This is a genomic window from Segatella sinensis, assembly GCF_040095255.1.
In the GTDB taxonomy this organism is placed as follows: Bacteria; Bacteroidota; Bacteroidia; order Bacteroidales; family Bacteroidaceae; genus Prevotella; species Prevotella sinensis.
Map to the genome: position 1 here is coordinate 1 of NZ_JBBNGE010000055.1, position 20,013 is coordinate 20,013.

The window sequence follows — 20,013 nt, forward strand, 5'->3', positions numbered from 1 at the left end:
CTAAATTCAATGCAATTCTTGCTGTAGTACAACAGTAAGACGATTACTCATGCCCATAGGGGTGCTGAGTAGTTACGTCAAGGAAACCCACTTATGGCTGATAATTTTGTGGGATGATTGCCGAATATCTTCTTCTAATGGAAATAGTATTTCCTTCACGATCAACATGTTTTTATCATTAGGGAAAATCTTCGTTCAAAAGTGTTGAATGTACGTTCAACGTCGCTGAATGGCGGTTCAACGTCGCTGAACGGAGATTTTCCCTAATAACAATTACTTTTTCCTCTAGGCTTTTGGAGTTGTTAGATACGGAATAAGTCATCCATAGTGATAACTTTCTGTATTCTTCCTGCATACTCATTGAACTTCAAACCGTATGTTGTGATGAGTGTCAGGTGAAGGGCATTCTTGCATCGGGTTTCTTCCTGAAATGTGCTGAGCTTATGGCGCAAGTTCTTGTCGTAGCTGGCGTTGATGGAGAAGTCATCTTCGCAAAACTTCATTTCGCAGATATTACAGATGTGGTCTGCCCGTTCGATAACCAGGTCTATCTGTGCTCCATCCTTTTCTTTTCTGCTCTTCCATGGGCTTGATTCAGTCTGTACTCCGCTAATGCCAAGCGCCTGTTTGATTTGTGGCAAATGGTAGATGCAAAGTGATTCGAAGGTGAAGCCTCGCCAAGCCGTAAGGGAGGGTGTCAGTAAATTATCCTGCCAAAAGCTGGGATTGGTAGTCTTCTTGCCATCAATGAAGGAGAGATAGAATTTGCTGTAGAAGTCGGTAAGACGATAGTAAACCTCTCTCTTCGGATAGTCGTATTTGATATACGAGGTGATGAAGTCGCTCACTTCCAGAGTCTTCAGAGTTGTGGAGAGACCGCCACCGTCTGCAAGATTCGTCAGTACCTGTATCTCTTTTCTAGTGTACCCTTGTTGCTTTTTTGCCAGTAATCGTACAATCTTCTTGCAGTCTTCTGCATTGGTAAAGAGAGAAGAGTAGAGACGGTCGAATTCTAACTTGAGTTTGGCGTTTGGCTCGAAGAAGAGGCGGTCTATGTTTTGCGCCAGGCTCTTTCCCTTTTGGAGCATAGATATATAATAAGGTATGCCACCAGTAGCCATATAGCATTGTACCTGGTCGAATTTAGACATTACGATATGGTTTGCCTGGTAAAATCTCTCACATTCTCCCAAGGTAAAAGGGCGGAGCTTGATTTCATCTGTAGTTCGATCGAAGAGTCCTCCCTTGTTGTTGAGGAGTTTGTCTGAAATCCAAGAGGTAGCTGAGCCACAGACGATGAGCATTAAGTTCTCCTTGCCTGCTCCCCATCCATTCCAAAAATGTTCCAAGGCGGTAATGAAGCCAGAACGGGGTGTATCCATCCATGGAAGTTCGTCGATGAATACAACTTGTCGCTTCTTGGTGTCTTTTTTTTCCAGCAAGGATATGAGCGCATCAAATGCTTCCAGCCAGTCGGTTGGAACTCGTTTGATATCGCTGCCATACTTGATGAGCGAAGAGTAGAAATTGCTAAGTTGCTGCTCCTTCAGTTTCTTGCCTTGTAATTCGTATGGCGAGAGTCCTGTGTGGTAGAATGCAAACTTGTCGCCTAACAATTCTCTTATCAGAAAGGTCTTGCCGACTCTTCTTCTACCATAAACTACTGCAAAAACAGGTTTGTTTGTTTGATATAGAGCCTCAATCTCCTTGATTTCAGGCTCTCTTCCTATAATCTCTTGTGCCATAATGATGTCGTTATTTTGCTGCAAAGATACTAAAAATATCGTTTCGCGCAAAATAATGAGTCGCTATTTTGCGCGAAACGGGGTGAAAAGGTCATTTCGCGCAGAATAGTGATAGGAAAATCGCATTTATTAGTCGTGGAAATGTGCGGGAAAACAATGGATTTCCACGACTAATCATGCTAATTGACGTTTTTCAGTTTCTCAGCATACTCCTTTGGGAAGATGCCGAACTCCTTCTTGAAGCATTTGGAGAAATACTTCGGAGTGTTGAAGCCCACCTGGGTTGCCACTTCGCTGATCAGAATGTTAGGGTTCGACCGGATGATGCGCTGAGCTTCCTTCAGGCGGATGCTGGTGATGAAGGCAATGACCGTTTGCCCTGTTGTGGCTTTCACCTTATTATATAGGGTGGATTCGCTCATCACCATATCCTTGGCAAAAGAATCGCGGTTGTAATCGCCATCTGCAAGATGTTGCATCACTACCTCTGTGGCACGAGTGATGAATGCCTGATCTGGGTTGCTCAAATGTAACGCAGTCTGTGTTTCGCTCTCCGTGCTGGTTTGGAGCGAAACTTCTGCCTGAATCTTCTCTATCATCTTCTTGCGGTTGGCAAGAAGGGCATTGATCCGGACTTCCAGCTCCTCAAACTTGAAAGGCTTGGTGATGTAGGCATCTGCTCCTGCGGCATAAGCCTCGGTCTTGTCCTCTTCCTTGTTCTTGGCGGTGAGTAGGATGATAGGCAGCTGCCAGAAACTCTTGTCAGACTTCAGCTGCTTGGTCAGTTCGATACCATCCATGATTGGCATCATCACGTCGCTCACCACGAGATCGAGTTTCTCCTTCATGATGATGTTCATCGCCTGCTTTCCGTTCTTTGCCGTAAACACATGATAGTTCTTGCTCAATACCTGCAGCATCAGGGCGAGCAGTTCCTCGTTGTCCTCAACCACCAGAATTTTGCTCGCATTCTTTCTGATGAAGATGCTCTGGTGGACAGGTGCCAGCTTAGGTTTGTCTTCAGAAGCAGGTTGGAATTCTAGCTTCGTTTCCTGGCTTGCCTGTCTGATGGCTTCCCGATTTACTGCATTTGTTTTTTCAGAATTGTCTATTTCATCTGGTGCATACGCACTTTTTCTGATAGGCAGGGTGATGGTGAAGGTAGTGCCTTTGCCTTCCTGACTTTCACATTGGATATCGCCATGATGCAGTTTCACCAGGTCGTGGGTCAGCGACAGTCCGATGCCGGTTCCCGGCATGTTCTGCTTGCGGTAGTCGCCATCGAAGAATCGGGTGTAGAGATGCTTCATCTTCTCCTTCGACATACCGATGCCATTATCGGCGATGGTGATGACCGCCTGATCCTTGCTGAGGCTGAGCGATACATCAATCTTGCCTCCCACCTTATTATATTTAATGGCGTTGGAGAGCAGGTTGTAGATGATTTTATCTATCTTGTCGGCATCAAACCATGCCATACCTTCAGCCTTCGGCTTCTCCAGGGATAGGGTAACCTGCTGGTGTTCAGCCATCGGACGGATATTCTCGCAAGCTTCTTCTATGAACGAAACCAGGTTTCTGCGGCTCACGAGCAGATGCAACTGTCCTGCCTGCGACTTTCTCACTTCCAGGATCTGTCGCAGGAGTCGGGTGGTGCGGTTGATGTGGCTGTCTATCACCAGATAATCTTCCTCATACTGTGGCGCTCTTTCCTTGAGCTTGTAGATGGTGGCAGAGATGACGGTGAGCGGGGTGAGCAGCTCGTGGGTGATATTGGTAAGGATAACTCCCATCTGCAGGCTGTTTCTGGTCTTCACCCGCTCCTTATACCATCGTGCCGCAGCAAAGATGCCGCCTATCAGCATCAGGATATAGAGCATGAAGGCTATTCTGGATGCATACCATGGCGGCAGCACCTTGATGGTGATGGTGTAGGGCAGTTCCTGCCACTGACCATAGCTGTCGGTGGCCTTCAGACGCAATCTGTAGGTTCCTGCGCTTAGGTTCTGGAAGGTGGCTTTGTGAACATCAGGCTTGCAGTATTGCCAGTCTTCATCATAACCTTCCAGCTGGTAGGCATAGACATTCTTGCTGGCATTGCCGTAAGTGAGGAGTGCAAACTCGATATCAAACTTCTTCACCTTTGCCGGTATGGTAATCTCCTGGGTATAGTGAGGCATTTCTTTCGAAATGTCACTTTTGAGAACAGAGTCCAGCATGGCAAATGGCACGTCGTCTATTAGCAAGTCGGTAATGATGAGCTTGCTGTTCTTCTTGTGATGCTTCATTCCCATAAGAGGAGATGGAGTGAAGGAGAAGAAGCCTGTTCTGCCGCCGAAGAAGATTTCCTTGCCAAACTGATAACTGGCATCCGCCGAAAAATGGACTTCTCCCAAACCGTCTTCCCGGGTAAAGTAAGTGATGTTGCGCAAGTCTTCCGCATCCTGACTTTTCCAGGTAATATAAGCCAGAGACTTGTTGAGCGCTACCCAGATATTGCCGAAAGCATCGCCTTCTATGGAGAAGGTCTGGTCATCCGGAAGATGAATCTTTCTGTTCTGGTATTCAAAACGGTCTTTCACCTTATTATATAGGAAGAGTCCGCCACTGTTTGATATCGCCCAGAGTCTGCCCTGCTTGTCCTCCATACATTTCTGGGCATCATTGATGGCAAACAGCTGGTTTCTAAAGCTGTATTGCTTGTATTTCAGCGATCGGATGTTCTTGGGATTTCCCGAAATGCGGATGATGCCTTCATTATCGGTAGAGACCCAGATGTTGCCCTGCCTGTCCTGGCAGATGTTACGGATGTCGCAGCTGCTGAAGTCGTTCTTACCTTCTTTCATGGTCAGGAAGTAGCCTGTATTGTCTGGATACACGATACTCATACCATTGCGGCTTCCTATCCACATGGTTTTATCCTTTGATTCGAAAACAGCATTGACAAAGTCTTCTTGGATGTATTTGGTATTGCTGCGATTCAGTTCGAAGGCATTTCCCTCCTTTGGTTTGACTACGATACCATAGTTGTTGATGGCAAACCAGATTTCCCCATTGCTTCTTTTGGCAATGCTGGTGATACTCGTGGTTAGCGTATAGTCGTGCAAACTGCCAAAACCTGGAATTTCACTATTATAATAGGTGGCACCGGTGTATCTGTTGTAGAGCGCTACTCCGTATGGGTTGAGCCCCAGCCAGAACCATGCTCCATCGGTGGTTAGTATGGCATTCACGTAGTTGATGGTAGGGGCATTCTGAAGATTTCCCAAATGCCACTGTCTGAAGAGAGATGGGGGGGGTGGTAATCTGCAAGACTCCATCATTCTGCGTACAGAGCCAGATATTTCCCGCTCCATCCGTGCTGATATCATTGCAGTAGATGAGAGGGTTGCCGCCAATTTGAGTATATTTGCTCCAGCCTGCTTGTGGCTGATCTTCATCTAAATAGCAGATACCTTCTCTGGTACATGCCCATAGAGTATTGGTGGTAGGGTCTTCTACGAATTTATAGAAGATGTCGAAGTTGTTGGTGGCGTATGGATATTGATGATACTGCGGATTCTTCTGATTGTCCGGATTGCTGATGCACAGCACTCCGTACCCCCAGGTTCCTACCCAGAGACGATGGTTTCTGTCGAAAAAGAGCGAGTAGGCTGAATTCATGTCATTCAGCTTCGGATAGCTTCGGAATACGTTGCTGCCACGTTTCAGACGCATCAGTCCGGAAGACCAGGTACCGATGAGAAGGTCGCCGTTTTTGTCTTCAGTTACACATTTTACGCTGAAAGAATTGAGGCGCTGTTTCTTTCCGTTTTCATCGATGCGCCAGGCATTCCTGGAAGTATAGGTATAGAAGGATTCATTTTCCGGATTGAAATAAGATAATCCTCCATCTGTACCAACCCAGAGTGTACCATCTTTCGAAACAAAGAGATGGTAGATGATTCTCTGATCTTCGCTTGGCAGGAAATAGGTCTTGAAAACGCCAGTCTTCCGGTTTATCTTTACCAGACCGTTTCGGGTTCCCAGCCAGAGGTTCTGCTCGTGGTCTTCTGCCATGGAACGGATGTCGTTGTTGGGAAGAATACCTGGAGAAAGTGCATTCGATTTGTACGATTTCACTGTATAGCCATCGTATGATTTGAGTCCGGAATTGGTTCCCACCCACATCATTCCTTCGCTATCTAGTATCATGCAATGGCTTTCAGACGCTGGCGAAATGTTAAAAGATGCAATGCTGCGGTATGGAAATGTTTCCGCTTTAGCAATGATGCAGCACACAAAAGTCAGTATCAAATATATTGTTCTCATCTCGATTATTAGTATTTCTTTGTATTTTGGGTACAAATTTACAGCTTTTTCCCGAATTTTTCCCTTATTTTCCCGAATTTTTCCCTAATATATGATAAAAAAGACCGAATTTTGCAATTGTGAAGCAATAAAAGTTGCCTTGGCGAGAGCGAAGGCGGCACTTTACATTTTTTACATAAACAGTATAATATAAACTAACAAATTAAAATACAACTTAAAATGGAAAATCTTAAGCTAATAACATCGTCTAGAAGATTGATGGCTTTGGCAGCTTTGGCAACTGGCGTTGCTTTGCCTCCACAATCTATCATGGCAGCTTCTACAGCTCAGGTTGTTCAGCAGTCGGGTGTCGTTAAAGGTCAGGTTCTTGATCCTTCTGGTGATCCAGTAATCGGTGCTACCGTAAAGGTTAAGGGTTCCAAGACGGGTACTGTTACCGATATTGATGGTAACTTCTCGCTCAGTGCTGCTCCAGGTGCTATGGTCGAAGTGTCTTATATAGGTTATAAGACCATGACGGTAAAAGCTGGTAATGGTCCGTTGAACGTTACTTTGGAAGACGACAATCAGGCTTTGAGTGAAGTAGTTGTCGTAGGTTTCGGTACTCAGAAGAAGGTAAACCTCACTGGTGCTGTCTCTGTAATCGACAGCAAGGAGATTGCTTCCCGTCCTGTTGCCAATGCTACCCAGGCATTGCAGGGTCTGGTTCCTGGTTTGCAGATTTCCAGCTCGTCTGGTTCTATGGATGCTACTCCTAATGTAAATGTACGTGGTACTACTACCATTGGTGAGGGTTCCAAGGGTACTCCATTGATCTTGATTGATGGTTCTGAGGGTGATTTGAATACCATCAACCCACAGGATATCGAAAGTGTATCTGTATTGAAGGATGCTGCTGCATCTTCTATCTATGGTTCCCGTGCACCTTTCGGTGTAATCTTGGTTACTACCAAGAAAGGTAAGTCGGGTAAGGTTACTGTCAACTATAACAACAGCTTCCGTTTCAGCGGTATGATTCGTGGCAAGCACATGATGAACTCTGTTGACTATGCAGCATGGGTAAACGATGCTCATACCAACGGTGGTAGTGGTGTGTTCTTCGATCAGGAGCGTATGGATAAGATCGTGGCTTATCACAATGCCACTCCTGTAGGTCCTGGTACCCGAAAGGATGCCAATGGTAACCTGCTCTATGGTATCGATTCCAGCAACGGTACAACATGGAATGATGGCTACGGCTTTGGTGTAGATGATGTAGATTGGTATGATGCCTTGTATAAGAGCACAGCCTTCTCTCAGGAGCATAACGCAAGTGTGAGCGGCGGTAATGATAAGTTTAATTTCTATGCTTCTTTCAACTACCTGCACAATGGCGGTTTCATGAAGCTGGATAAGGATAAGAACGACCGTTACAATACGGCAGCTAAGATTGGTGCGCAGATTACCGATTGGCTGCATCTGGATTACTCTACCCGCTGGACCCGTACCGATTTCCAGCGCCCTGCTACTTTGACCAACAGTCTGTATCAGGACTTGGCACGTCAGGGTTGGCCAGTATTGCCTTTGCAGGATCGCAACGGTTACTATTATTCTGCACCTTCTCCAGCCCTCGGTCTGGCTACAGCAGGTAAGGATACCAAGGAACGTGACATCCTGAACCAGCAGGTGAATCTGTTGATTGAGCCTATCAAGAACTGGAGAACTCATATCGACTTCACCTATCGTTCAGAGAATACTGCACGCCACTGGGACAAGAAGATGCTCTACAACCATGATGTTGCCGGCAATCCTATCGTTTACGACAAGGGTTCCAATGTGCATGAGGATGAATATAAGGAGAACTACTATAACTTCCAGGCTTATACCGAGTACAACTTCTCTCTGGCTAAGAAGCATAACTTCCACGTAATGGGTGGTTTCCAGGCAGAGCAGTTGAGAAAGACCGAATTCGGTCTGCAGCGTGATGGTGTCTTGGATGAGTCTCGTCTGGAGGTGGATCTGACCAATGGCTTGAGCTACGAAGGTAAGGAAATCGTTCCTTCCGTGAATGGTGGACGTAACCAGTGGCAGACAGCCGGTTTCTTCGGCCGCTTGAACTACAACTATGATGAGAAGTATCTTTTCGAGTTCAATATCCGTCATGACGGTACTTCCAAGTTCCGCAGAAACAACATGTGGAAGACCTTCCCATCCTTCTCTTTGGGTTGGAACATCGCTCACGAAAACTTCTGGAAGCCATTGGAGAATACTGTAAATACCTTGAAGCTCCGTGCATCTTACGGTTCTTTGGGTAACCAGAATATTGATAACTGGTATCAGACCTATTCTACAGTAGCTTATAATTCTGTCGCAGGTGCCTGGCTTCAGGGAGGCAAGAAGACCAATATTACTGCAGCTCCAGGTCTGGTTTCCGCAGCCTTGGGTTGGGAAAAGGTAGAAAGCTATGATGTCGGTCTCGACTGGGGTGCTTTCAACAACCGCCTGACCGGTTCCTTCGATTACTATGTACGTAATACCAAGGATATGGTAGGTCCTGCTCCTGAGTTGCCTGCACTTTTGGGAACTGCTGTTCCTAAGACCAACAATACCGACCTCCGTACCACTGGTTGGGAGTTGCAGATTGGCTGGCGCGATCATCTGGAGAATGGCTTGAACTATGGTGTAACATTCAATGTTTCAGATGCTCAGGCTAAGGTAACCCGTTATCCAAACAACCCTACAGGTTCCTTGTCTAGCTATATCGAGAACCGCAAGGTAGGCGAAATCTGGGGTTATGAAACCATCGGAATTGCCAAGACTAATGATGAGATGAACCAGCATCTGGCTACCTTGCCAAATGGTGGACAGAGCCAGCTTGGCGACAAGTGGGCTGCTGGTGATATCATGTACAAGGATCTGGATGGCGACGGCAAGATTTCCAATGGCAGCAATACTTTATCAGACCATGGCGACCTGAAGGTTATCGGTAACAATACTCCTCGTTATCTCTTCGGTCTTGATCTCACCGCCAGCTGGAAGGGATTTGACTTCCGTGCATTCATGCAGGGTGTCATGAAGCGTGATTATAATGTGAATGGTTCATGGGGTGCGAGAGAATATCTGTTTGGAGCTACCAACTCTGGTGTATGGTGGGCTGCAGGTATTACCGGCGTTCAGGACTACTTCCGCGATTCTGAAACATGGTCTGTCAAGAATGGCTACGAATCAGAGAATCTGAATGCCTATCTGCCACGTCCACAGTACAGCGAGAAGAACATCCATACCCAGACACGCTATTTGCTCAATGCAGCTTATTTGCGTATGAAGAACCTTCAGATTGGCTATACCTTGCCACAGAGCTTGGTTTCTAAGGCAGGTTTGGGCAATGTCCGCTTCTTCGTTTCAGCAGAGAATTTGTTCACTATCACCGATCTTCCAAGTCAGTTCGACCCAGAGACCATCGATACCGCTTATGGTAATGGTTATCCTCTCTCTCGCACTTTCTCTTTCGGTGTTAACGTTACATTATAATTAAAAGGAGATATTAATATGAAATTCAAACATATAGCACTTATGTCATTGGCACTTGCTGCATCCTTCTCTTCTTGTAGTGATTATCTGGAGCAGGAGCCACCATCAAGCTTACCTTCTGATGGATTCTTTACTTCAGAGGCAAAGGTGAAAGCTGCTGCCGATCAGTTCTATGGTGATGTCTTGCCAGGACACGCCAACTGGAGCTACGGTCTTTATGCCGGCGATGTGAATACCGACAACCAGATCAACTGGAATGGTGATGGCAAGTTTGCCACAGGACTTTGGAAAACAGCCAATGATAACGGCAACTGGTCTTGGAATAATATCCGCAACATCAATTACCAGCTCAATTCTATCCTCGAGGCTCAGAAGGCTGGTAAGATCTCTGGTAGTGAGGCTATCATCAACCAGTATATCGGTGAGATCTACTTCATGAGAGCATACTGCTACTTTGATATGTTGCAGAAGTGGGGCGACCTTCCTATTGTAACCGAGGCATTCCCTGATAATGAGGAAATCCTGGTGGCTGCCAACAAGCGTCAGCCTTGCAACGAGGTGGCTCGTTTCATCATGGAAGACCTGGACAAGGCTATCTCGCTGATGCAGGATGGTTTTGACAAGAACCATACCCGTATCTCTCCAGATGCAGCCCGCCTGTTCAAGAGCCGTGTAGCTCTCTACGAGGGTTCTTGGCTGACTTATTTTGCCGGCACAGCTTTCGTTCCTAACGGCGAGGGATGGCCAGGCAAGGCTAAGGAGTATAATGCCAACTATCAGTATCCTACAGGTTCTGTTGATGCTGAGGCTAAGTATTTCCTGCAGGAGAGTGCCAAGGCTGCCGAAATGGTAGCTGACAAGTATAAGGATCAGTTGATGGTGAACACCGGTACTATTCCTCAGAAGGAAGGTGATCCTCAGAACCCTTACTTCAATATCTGGGGTACTACAGATATGTCGGGTACACCTGAGGTTATCCTTTGGCGCCAGTATAGCAAGGAGTTGGGTGTAGTCAATAATGTGGAGGTTGGTGTCCAGCATGGAGACTTTGGCGTAGGTCTTACCCGCTCTATGGTAGAGGGCTATGTGATGAAGGATGGTAAGCCTATCTATAATTCAGCCTATACCTATAGCGACCAGACTATCGCCGATGTAGCTACCAATCGTGACCCTCGTCTCACCATCTTCCTGAAGGTTCCTGGACAGAAGAATGTATTCAAGAATATGTCTGCTTCAGAGGATCACTATGTCATCGACGAGCCATATCCAACCATTACCACACGTAATACCGAGAATGACTATTCTACAGGTTATGCAATCCGTAAGGGTGGTACCTTTGATAAGGCTAATACAGGTAATGGTAACTGCTACAATGCAGCTGAAATCTTCCGTGCTACCGAGGCGCTGCTGAACTACATGGAGGCTGAGTATATGTTGACCAACAGTCTTTCTGGCAAGGTTCTGGAGTATTGGAAGGATGTACGTAAGGCTGCCGGCTTCACAGGTGATGCTGTTAACCCACAGGTTACCATCGATGCTACTGAGATGAGCAAGGAAACTGCCGACTGGGGTTCTTACTCTGCAGGCAAGCAGTTGACCGATAAGATTCTCTACAATATCCGTCGTGAGCGTCGTTGCGAGTTGATTTCAGAAGGTCTTCGTGGTATGGATTTGCAGCGTTGGCGTTCATACGATCAGTTGATGACAACTCCTGCTCACATGGAGGGTATTCATCTCTGGAATACTCCAATGCAGAGCTGGTATAACAACCTGAATGCCGATGGTTCTTCTAATGCCAACGTATCAAGCTCTTCTCTGAGCGAGTACTATCGTCCATTGGAGGTGAACATGACAGCTACCAACAGCTACAAGGATGGTTTCACCTGGCACATGGCTCACTATCTGCAGCCACTTCCTATCAAGCAGTTCCTGCTTACAGCAAGTGATTATTCTTCTGTAGAGAAGAGTCCATTGTATCAGAACCCATATTGGCCAACATCAGCAGGTCAGTCAGCAGAGAAGTAATCTTCTAGACTAAATAAGTATTCTAATAAATAAAGGCTCAGATGAAATTGTCCATTGATGGATAATCTCCTCTGAGCCTTCATTGATTCTGTGAAAATATAAAAACCTGTACGGGCATATTGGGTAATTTCAACCGTACAGTTAGCATTATTTTTCCTGCATTTTCTCGATTTGTGTCCCTTTTATACCGAATATTAGCCCCCTAAAAGGGGCTTTTTTCCTAATTTTGTAACCGAAATAAACAATTAGCGTTTTACTAACTTAATAATAACATCAGCAAAATGAACAAACTATTCACATTTATCATGTTGTGGATGATGTCCTGTCTCCCAATTCTGGCACAGGCTCCGATGGACGGAGGAGTATGGAAAGACAATACCGGCAAGCATATCAATGCACATGGTGGCAACATCTTCAACTACAAGGGTACCTACTACTGGTATGGCGAAAGCCGTTCGCAGGATGGCAAGCCTTACAGCTCTCTCGGCGTAAGCTGCTTTACTTCCAAGGATCTCAAGAAATGGACCAACCATGGATTGGTGCTCCCTGTATCCAATGAACCGGGTAGTGATATCGAGGGTGGTTGCATCATCGAGCGCCCTAAGGTGCTCTATAATCAGAAGACCAGGAAATTCGTCATGTGGTTCCATCTCGAATTTAAAGGGCAGGGATATGCTGCAGCCCGCTATGGTGTGGCAACCAGCGATACTCCTTTCGGACCATTCAAGTTCATCCGCTCAGGCAGAGTGAATCCAGGTCTTTATCCTATCGGATTCTCCAAGCCTGATACCACCGACCTCAAGCATCAGCTTCTCTTCCCAGAATTGAAAGAGTGGTGGACTCCAGCTTGGCGCAAGCAGATAGAACGGGGTATGTTCTGGATGAGAGACTTCCAGGGTGGACAGATGTCGAGAGATATGACCATCTTCATCGACGATGATGGAAAGGCTTACCACATCTATTCTTCAGAGGAAAACCTGACACTCCAGATTGCACAGTTGACAGATGACTACATGCAGCACAACGGTTGCTACGTACGAGTAGCTGCCGGTGGACAGAACGAGGCTCCAACCATCTTCAAGCAGGATGGCACCTACTGGATGATTACCAGCGGATGTACCGGTTGGGCTCCAAATGCAGCCCGCATGTTCAAGGCTAAGAATATCTTCGGCCCTTGGGAGCAGTTGCCTAATCCATGCCGTGGCGAGGGTGCCGACAAGACCTTCGGTGCACAGGGTACCTATATATATAAGGTGGAAACTGCAGCACAGAAGAAGATGTTCCATGGCGCCGACTATGTATTCATGGCAGATATGTGGAATCCGAAGCATTTGAGCGACAGTCGTCATCTCTGGATACCTATTTCCTGGGAAAATGGTGCTCCAGTGTTGAAAAAATGATAAAAAACACGGTCGCTCTGCTCGTTTCTAAATTATTTTAATTACATTTGCAGCATGAAAATGATAATACTGCAATCATCGCTTAACAGAATTCAACAAACTGACAAAATTGCAACTATCTGTGAATATGATAAATATCTTAATACAAAACTATAATAGTAATGAATAAAAGACTGTTCGTAACATTGAGTATGGCAGGATTGGCAATGGTGGCCTTTGGTGCAAGAAAACCGAAGGCTGCCATTAAGTCGTCTGTAAAGACGGTAGCCATCAAACAGCCAACTTTCACAGAGTGGCACGACCTCCAAGTGAATGAAATCAATCGTTTGCCTCTGCACACAATGCACTTCGCTTACGATCCTAACGACTTCCCTGGAACAGGTGCTGAGTATCTTGACAAGAAGAAGAGTATGAACTACCTGTCGCTCGAGGGCACATGGAAGTTCAACTGGGTAGCCAATGCAGATGAGCGCCCTACGGATTTCTACAAGACTGACCTTGATGACTCAAAATGGAACAACATCCAGATGCCAGGCAACTGGGAGATGTTGGGCTATGGCCAGCCTGAGTATGTAAACGTGGGCTTCGGATGGCGTGGCCACTTCGACCAGCAGCCACCAGCTGTTCCTATAAAGGACAACCACGTAGGTTCCTATCGTCGTGAAATCAATATCCCATCCAACTGGGATGGCAAGCGCATTATCGCTCACTTCGGTAGTGTAACATCCAACATCTATCTCTATGTTAACGGAAAGTTTGCCGGTTATGCAGAGGATAGCAAGGTTGCCGCTGAGTTTGATATCACTCCATTCCTGAAGAAGGGCAAGAACCTCATCGCCTTCCAGACATTCCGCTGGTGTGACGGTTCATGGTGTGAGGATCAGGACTTCTGGCGTCTGAGCGGTCCAGCACGTGAGAACTATCTCTATGCCCGCTCTAAGGATCATCGTCTGCTTGATGTCCGTGTAGAGACAGATTTGAAGAACAACTATAAGGATGGTTACCTCAACATCACAGCCAAGGTGCAGGGTAATACCCTGGCATACTTCGGTCTTTACGACCCGGATGGCAAGGAGGTAATCGTTACAGGTACCGATAATGTAAAGAATGGTGTGGCTAAGTATCAGCTCCGTGTGAAGAATGTTCGCAAGTGGAGTGCTGAGACTCCTAACCTCTATACCCTCGTTGTATCTCCTATCCAGAATGGCGGTATGTATTTGCCATACGAGATTGTACAGGTAAAGGTAGGTTTCCGTAAGGTGGAGATCAAGAACAAGCAGTTCCTGGTCAATGGCCAGCCTGTTCTCCTGAAGGGTGCCGACCGTCATGAGATGGATCCTGATGAGGGCTACAATGTAAGTGAGCAGCGCATGATTCAGGACATCATGATGATGAAGCGCATGAACATCAATGCCGTTCGTACCTGCCACTATCCAGACGATCCTCGCTGGTATGATCTCTGCGACAAGTACGGATTGTATGTTGTGGCTGAGGCTAACCAGGAGAGCCATGGTTTCGGGTATGGCGACGATGCGGCTGCCAAAAAGCCTGAGTTTGCCAAGCAGATCATGGAGCGCAACCAGCACAATGTGTCTATGTTCTTCAACCATCCTTCTATCGTAACATGGAGCTTGGGTAACGAGACCGTGATGGGCGACAACTTCCTGCAGGCTTACAAGTGGATCAAGAGCCAGGACAAGACCCGCCCTGTTCAGTACGAGCAGGCTCGCCGTGGCGAGGGTACAGATATCTTCTGCCCAATGTATTACCCTGTAGCAGCTTCCGAGAAGTATGCCAAGGATCCAAACAGTCCGATGCCTCTCATCCAGTGTGAGTACAACCACACCATGGGTAACTCTGGCGGTAATCTGAGCGATTACTGGGATCTGATCCGCAAGTATCCTATCCTCCAGGGTGGTTTCGACTGGGATTTTGTAGATCAGGCATTGCACCGCAATATCGTGAAGCCTATGAGCATCCTGCCTTACAAGATGAACAATGAGGAGCTTCGCAAGATAGAATATTGCTATGGTGGTGATTACAACAAGTATGATCCTAGCGACAATAACTTCAACTGTAATGGTATCATCGGTCCAGACCGTCAGATGAACCCTCATGCTTACGAGGTGGCTTATCAGTACCAGAACATCTGGACCAAGATGGTGAATGCCGAGACTGGCGAGGTAAGCGTACACAATGAGAACTTCTTCCGCGACCTGAGCAACTATGCACTGGCATGGAGGCTGGAAGAGGATGGCGTAGAGACTCAGAATGGTACCATTGCTGACCTCGATGTACCTGCACAGCAGACCAAGAACTTCACCATCCCTTACGACAAGAGCAAGATCAAGGGCAAGGAGGTATTCCTCAACATCGACTTCCGTCTGAAGGAGGCTGAACCACTGCTCACAGCCGGTCAGGTGATGGCTTATGCCCAGCTGCCGGTAGTTACCAAGCAGGCTTGCTCTGGCGACTGCAGCAAGATGCTGGCTCAGGGACATGGCAAGAAGAAGATGAAGCTTGCTGCCAAGAAGAACAATGTGGTAGCTGTTACCACCCCTAACCTCACCTTCAAGATCGACCGTTCTACCGGTCTTATCTCTGAGTATGCTTACAATGGCAAGTCATTGCTCGGCGAGGGTGGTACCTTGAAGCCAAACTTCTGGCGTGCTCCTACCGACAACGATATGGGTGCAGGCCTCCAGAAGAAGTTCAAGGCTTGGAAGAACCCTCAGATGAACCTGAAGAACATCGACGTGAAGAAGGATAAGAAGACCAACTCGGTAACTATCCTCACATCATTCGATATGCCGGAGGTTCAGGGTCAGATGGATATCACCTACGTAGTATTCGCCAATACAGGTGCCGTGAAGGTAACAGAAGACTTCAAGGCTACAGAGGGTGCTAAGGTAAGCGATATGTTCCGTTTCGGTATGTTGATGCAGATGCCATACACTATGGAGAAGAGCAACTACTACGGTCGTGGTCCTATCGAGAACTACTCAGACCGCAAGGACTGCATGCGCATCGGTGTTTATACAGATGATGCCGACAACCAGTACTTCCCATACATCCGTCCACAGGAGAGTGGTACCAAGAGCGATATCCGCTGGTGGAAGCAGACCGATGCTACCGGCTTGGGCTTGCAGGTGAAGAGCTGCACTCCATTCTATGCCAGCGCTATCCACTTCGATACCGAGGAGCTTGACGATGGCGACGACAAGGAGCAGCGTCACAGCTTCGACCTGAAAAAGTCTAAGTTCACCAATCTCTTCCTCGATTCAGCCCACATGGGTGTAGGCGGCGAGAACTCTTGGGGTGCTTGGCCTTTGGAGAAGTATCGTGTACATTATGGCAACAAGACCTTCACATTTACCCTCATTCCACAGGGTAAATAGTAGAAAAATAGCGATTTGAACGAAAATCCAATATATTTAGACAGAAAATCCACCTCATTTGGGGTGGATTTTTTGTATCTTTGCATCGGTATTCTGATACGTTATGCGTATTATCCATAGGAATATAAACAAACCTACAAAACAACAATAACAGAGCAATATGAGAAAAGCTAAAATTTTCGCAGCAATGCTGATGGCGATGTCTTCGCTCGGAGCTTTCGCACAGCATCAGTTTATGGTTCAGGCCAACAAGCCTGGAGTAGAAATCCAGCCTACCATGTATGGTATCTTCTTCGAGGATATCAACTTCGGTGCCGATGGCGGTCTCTATGCAGAGATGGTGGAAAACCGCTCTTTCGAGTTTCCACAGCGCCTGATGGGATGGAATACATTCGGTAATGTAACCCTCAACGACGTGAAGCCTGCCTTCGACCGCAACCCTCATTATGTAACTCTCGAGAGTGCCGGTGCGCGTGAGAAGCAGACCGGTTTGGAGAACCGTGGTTTCTTCGGTATGGGCTTGAAGAAGGATATGAAGTACGATTTCACCGTATATGGCCGTCTTCATCTCATCGATGGCAAGCAGGGCAAGATCCGTGTGGAGCTGGTCAATTCCAAGAATGATGTCATTGCCAAGCAGGTCATCAACATCACCAACAACAAGTGGCAGAAGCTTACAGCTACCCTGACCTCTCCTCAGACCGATGCCAAGGGTTTGATGCGAGTATATCTGGAGAAAGGTTCTGAGAGCGTAGATCTCGACCATATCTCTCTCTTCCCAGAGGACAACTGGAATGGTCTCCGTGCCGACCTCGTACAGGATTTGGCTGACTTGAAGCCAGGCATCTTCCGTTTCCCTGGCGGATGTATCGTTGAGGGAACCGACCTCGATACCCGTTATGAGTGGAAGAACTCCGTGGGTGCTCCTGAGAACCGTCCTCTGAACGAAAACCGCTGGAGAGATACCTTCCCACATCGCCTTTTCCCTAACTACTATCAGTCATTGGGCTTGGGCTTCTACGAGTACTTCCTCCTTTCAGAGAAGATTGGTGCTGAGCCATTGCCAATTCTCTCTGTAGGTCTGGCTTGCCAGTATCAGAACGATGATAAGGATCCTAATGCGCATGTAGCTGTCAAGGATCTCCAGAGCTATATCGACGATGCACTCGACCTCATCGAGTTTGCCAATGGTCCTGTCACCTCCAAGTGGGGTAAGCTCCGTGCCGATATGGGTCATCCTGCTCCATTCAACCTGAAGCAGATTGGTATCGGTAACGAGCAGTGGGGACCTATGTATCCTGAGCGCTTGCAGAAGTTCATGGAGCAGATCCATGCCAAGTATCCTAAGATCAAGATCTGCGGTTCATCAGGTCCTTCTGCTGATGGCAAGGATTTCGACTACGGTTGGGAGCAGATGCGCAAGTTGGGCGTAGATATGGTGGATGAGCACTACTACAAGAGCCCGGAGTGGTTCCGCAGCAATGCCAGCCGTTACGACAAGTACGACCGCAAGGGTCCTAAGGTATTTGCCGGCGAGTATGCTGCCCATGCCGAGCACGACCCTAACTCTTGGGAGGCTGCGCTTTCAGAGGCTGCCTTCATGACCGGCTTGGAGCGCAATGCCGATGTGGTTTATCAGGCTACCTATGCTCCTCTCTTCGCTCACGTAGAGGGATGGCAGTGGCGTCCGGACCTCATCTGGTTTGATAATCTCAGCTCTGTGCGTTCAGCCAACTACTATGTTCAGCAGCTCTACGGCGAGAACAAGGGTACCAACGTATTGAAGCTTACCGAGAACGGCAAGGCTGTAGCTGGCGAGAATGGTCTCTATGCCACCGCTTGTTTCGACAAGGCTACCAAGAGCTACATCGTGAAGATTGCCAACACCTCTAACGAGGAGAAGGAAATCAACGTTACCTTCAACGGCATCAAGAAGTTGAACCCTGGCAAGATGACTGTTCTCCATGCTGATGATATCCAGGCAGAGAACAAGATCGACAACAAGAACGTGGTTGTTCCTGTTGTATCAGATGCTCAGGCTAACGGCAACGTCTTGAATGTGAAGATGAAGGCGAACAGCTTTGTAGTATATAGATTCTAAGTTTAGTTTTAAAGTTTATGTAGTGTATAACCATTTAAGGTAGAAAGATGATGAATCCCTTGCAGCAGAAATGTTGCAAGGGATTTTTTTATATCCGATGTTCACCATGTGGGCAATGCGTGCTCGTCACTTGTCCATTTTCTGCAAATAATTAACGGATTGTTCCCTTAAAATATCTAATAGTTTCTTTTATTTCATTCTTTTTTATTAATTTTGTGAATGGAAATAATAAAAAATATATGATCAAGATAAAAATATATATATTGAGTGTTTTGTTGCTGCTGGTTTCATGTACTGGAAATAAAGTCATAGATGAGCAGATAACTAGAGCAGATAGTCTGATGGAAACCAATTCAGATTCTGCTTTAGTAGCTTTAGGTATGCTTGATAGCCTAAGAAAGAACAATCCCAAGATGAGTAAAGCTCAACAGATGCGTTTTGATTTGATTTATGCCAAAGGCATGAACAAAGGCTTTGTAGATTTTACTACGGATAGCGTGATGAAGCAAGTTGTAGCCTATTATAACCAGTATGGCTCGGCAAATGAGCGAATGCTGGCCTATTATCTGTTGGGATGTGCGTATCGTGATCTCGATGACTCTCCTGCATCCTTGGATTGCTATCTCCAGGCGACAGAGCAGGCTGATACGTTAAGCAGAGATTGTGATTATCATACATTGGCGAGGATTTATGGGCAAGTGGGAGATGCGTATTTAAGACAAAGAATGCCTTTAAACGCAAAGAATGCCTATCGGAAAAATGAGAAATATTCTTGGATTGCCAAAGATACATTAGAGGCTTTAATTGCCGCAGAGTCTCAGGTTAACTCCTCGATTATGTTAGAATCTCCTTCACAAATTATAGAACAATGTCTTGATGTATACAATAACTATAAGAAATTCGGTTATCCAACAGAGGCTGCTCGTTCCTTGGGCGTACCTATGTCATCTTTGATTTTGACTAAGCAATATGCCAAAGTCAAAAGATATATGGATATCTATGAAAGAGAATCTGGATATTTTGATGGAAAGTTGAATCCGGGCGTTAATTATGGCTCCTATTTTTATGCTAAGGGACTATATTATTTGAATATACATTCAGATTCTGCTAAAATGTGCTTTCTAACATGCTCGAATTTGGCCAAAAGTGCAAATGCTAAACGATTAGCATTTGATGGTTGGTATAGATATTACAAACAGAAGAATCTTATTGATTCGATTAAAATGTATGCAGAATTGTTTATCCAATATAGTGATAGTGTTAGGGCGCATAATGAGGTTGAAGCTATGTCCCAAACGGCTGCATTGTATAATTATTCTCAATGGCAGAAACAAGCAAAAATACAAGAAGTAGAGAAAAATAGGGCTCGTATGGTCATTCTTCTGATGATAGTACTGGTTATTGTGCTTATTATTGTTGTAGTTCTGTATGTCAAGAATTTAAGGAAACCTAAAATCCGCAACTATCATCCAATACACGATTAAGGGTAGATTTATGAGTCGTTAGTAGCAGCTTTCAGTAAA

At 46.3% G+C, this 20,013-nt stretch carries 9 protein-coding genes; 6 read left to right on the forward strand and 3 right to left on the reverse strand.

The genetic code is table 11. The features are described 5' to 3' along the window. Nucleotides 1–302: 302 nt before the first annotated feature. From AAAT87_RS12750 to AAAT87_RS12760, 3 genes are all read right to left on the reverse strand, one after another. Complete coding sequence (locus tag AAAT87_RS12750) at nucleotides 303–1,745, reverse strand: AAA family ATPase (protein ID WP_118255409.1); 1,443 nt, start codon at nucleotides 1,743–1,745, stop codon at nucleotides 303–305. Nucleotides 1,746–1,924: 179 nt separating this feature from the next. Then, nucleotides 1,925–4,657, reverse strand: coding sequence for a hybrid sensor histidine kinase/response regulator transcription factor (locus tag AAAT87_RS12755; protein WP_349226620.1), 2,733 nt, complete (start codon nucleotides 4,655–4,657; stop codon nucleotides 1,925–1,927). Nucleotides 4,658–4,877: 220 nt separating this feature from the next. Continuing rightward, nucleotides 4,878–5,939 (reverse strand): ligand-binding sensor domain-containing protein, encoded by a 1,062-nt coding sequence (locus AAAT87_RS12760; RefSeq protein ID WP_349226617.1) that lies wholly within the window; start codon nucleotides 5,937–5,939, stop codon nucleotides 4,878–4,880. A gap of 336 nt (nucleotides 5,940–6,275) precedes the next feature. On the opposite strand from AAAT87_RS12760, the gene AAAT87_RS12765 reads away from it, so the two are divergent. The 6 genes from AAAT87_RS12765 (at nucleotide 6,276) to AAAT87_RS12790 (ending at nucleotide 19,974) form a co-directional block, all read left to right on the forward strand. Then, entirely contained in the window at nucleotides 6,276–9,566 is a 3,291-nt protein-coding gene (locus tag AAAT87_RS12765; protein ID WP_349226618.1) for a SusC/RagA family TonB-linked outer membrane protein, read from the forward strand. A gap of 18 nt (nucleotides 9,567–9,584) precedes the next feature. Next, on the forward strand, nucleotides 9,585–11,591 hold the full coding sequence (locus AAAT87_RS12770) for a RagB/SusD family nutrient uptake outer membrane protein (RefSeq protein WP_295024361.1): 2,007 nt from the start codon (nucleotides 9,585–9,587) through the stop codon (nucleotides 11,589–11,591). A 281-nt stretch (nucleotides 11,592–11,872) separates the two neighbouring features. Continuing rightward, nucleotides 11,873–12,991 carry a glycoside hydrolase family 43 protein gene (locus tag AAAT87_RS12775; RefSeq protein WP_295024362.1) on the forward strand — a complete coding sequence of 373 codons (1,119 nt, stop codon included), beginning with the start codon at nucleotides 11,873–11,875 and terminating at the stop codon, nucleotides 12,989–12,991. 161 nt (nucleotides 12,992–13,152) lie between these two features. Next, a complete protein-coding gene (locus tag AAAT87_RS12780; RefSeq protein ID WP_296974557.1) occupies nucleotides 13,153–16,389 on the forward strand; it encodes a glycoside hydrolase family 2 TIM barrel-domain containing protein in 3,237 nt (1,078 codons plus the stop codon). Nucleotides 16,390–16,549: 160 nt separating this feature from the next. Then, nucleotides 16,550–18,490 carry an alpha-L-arabinofuranosidase C-terminal domain-containing protein gene (locus tag AAAT87_RS12785; protein WP_294830770.1) on the forward strand — a complete coding sequence of 647 codons (1,941 nt, stop codon included), beginning with the start codon at nucleotides 16,550–16,552 and terminating at the stop codon, nucleotides 18,488–18,490. Nucleotides 18,491–18,729: 239 nt separating this feature from the next. Next, nucleotides 18,730–19,974: a hypothetical protein gene (locus tag AAAT87_RS12790; protein WP_349226619.1), complete on the forward strand. Its 1,245-nt coding sequence runs from the start codon at nucleotides 18,730–18,732 to the stop codon at nucleotides 19,972–19,974. Nucleotides 19,975–20,013: the final 39 nt, after the last annotated feature.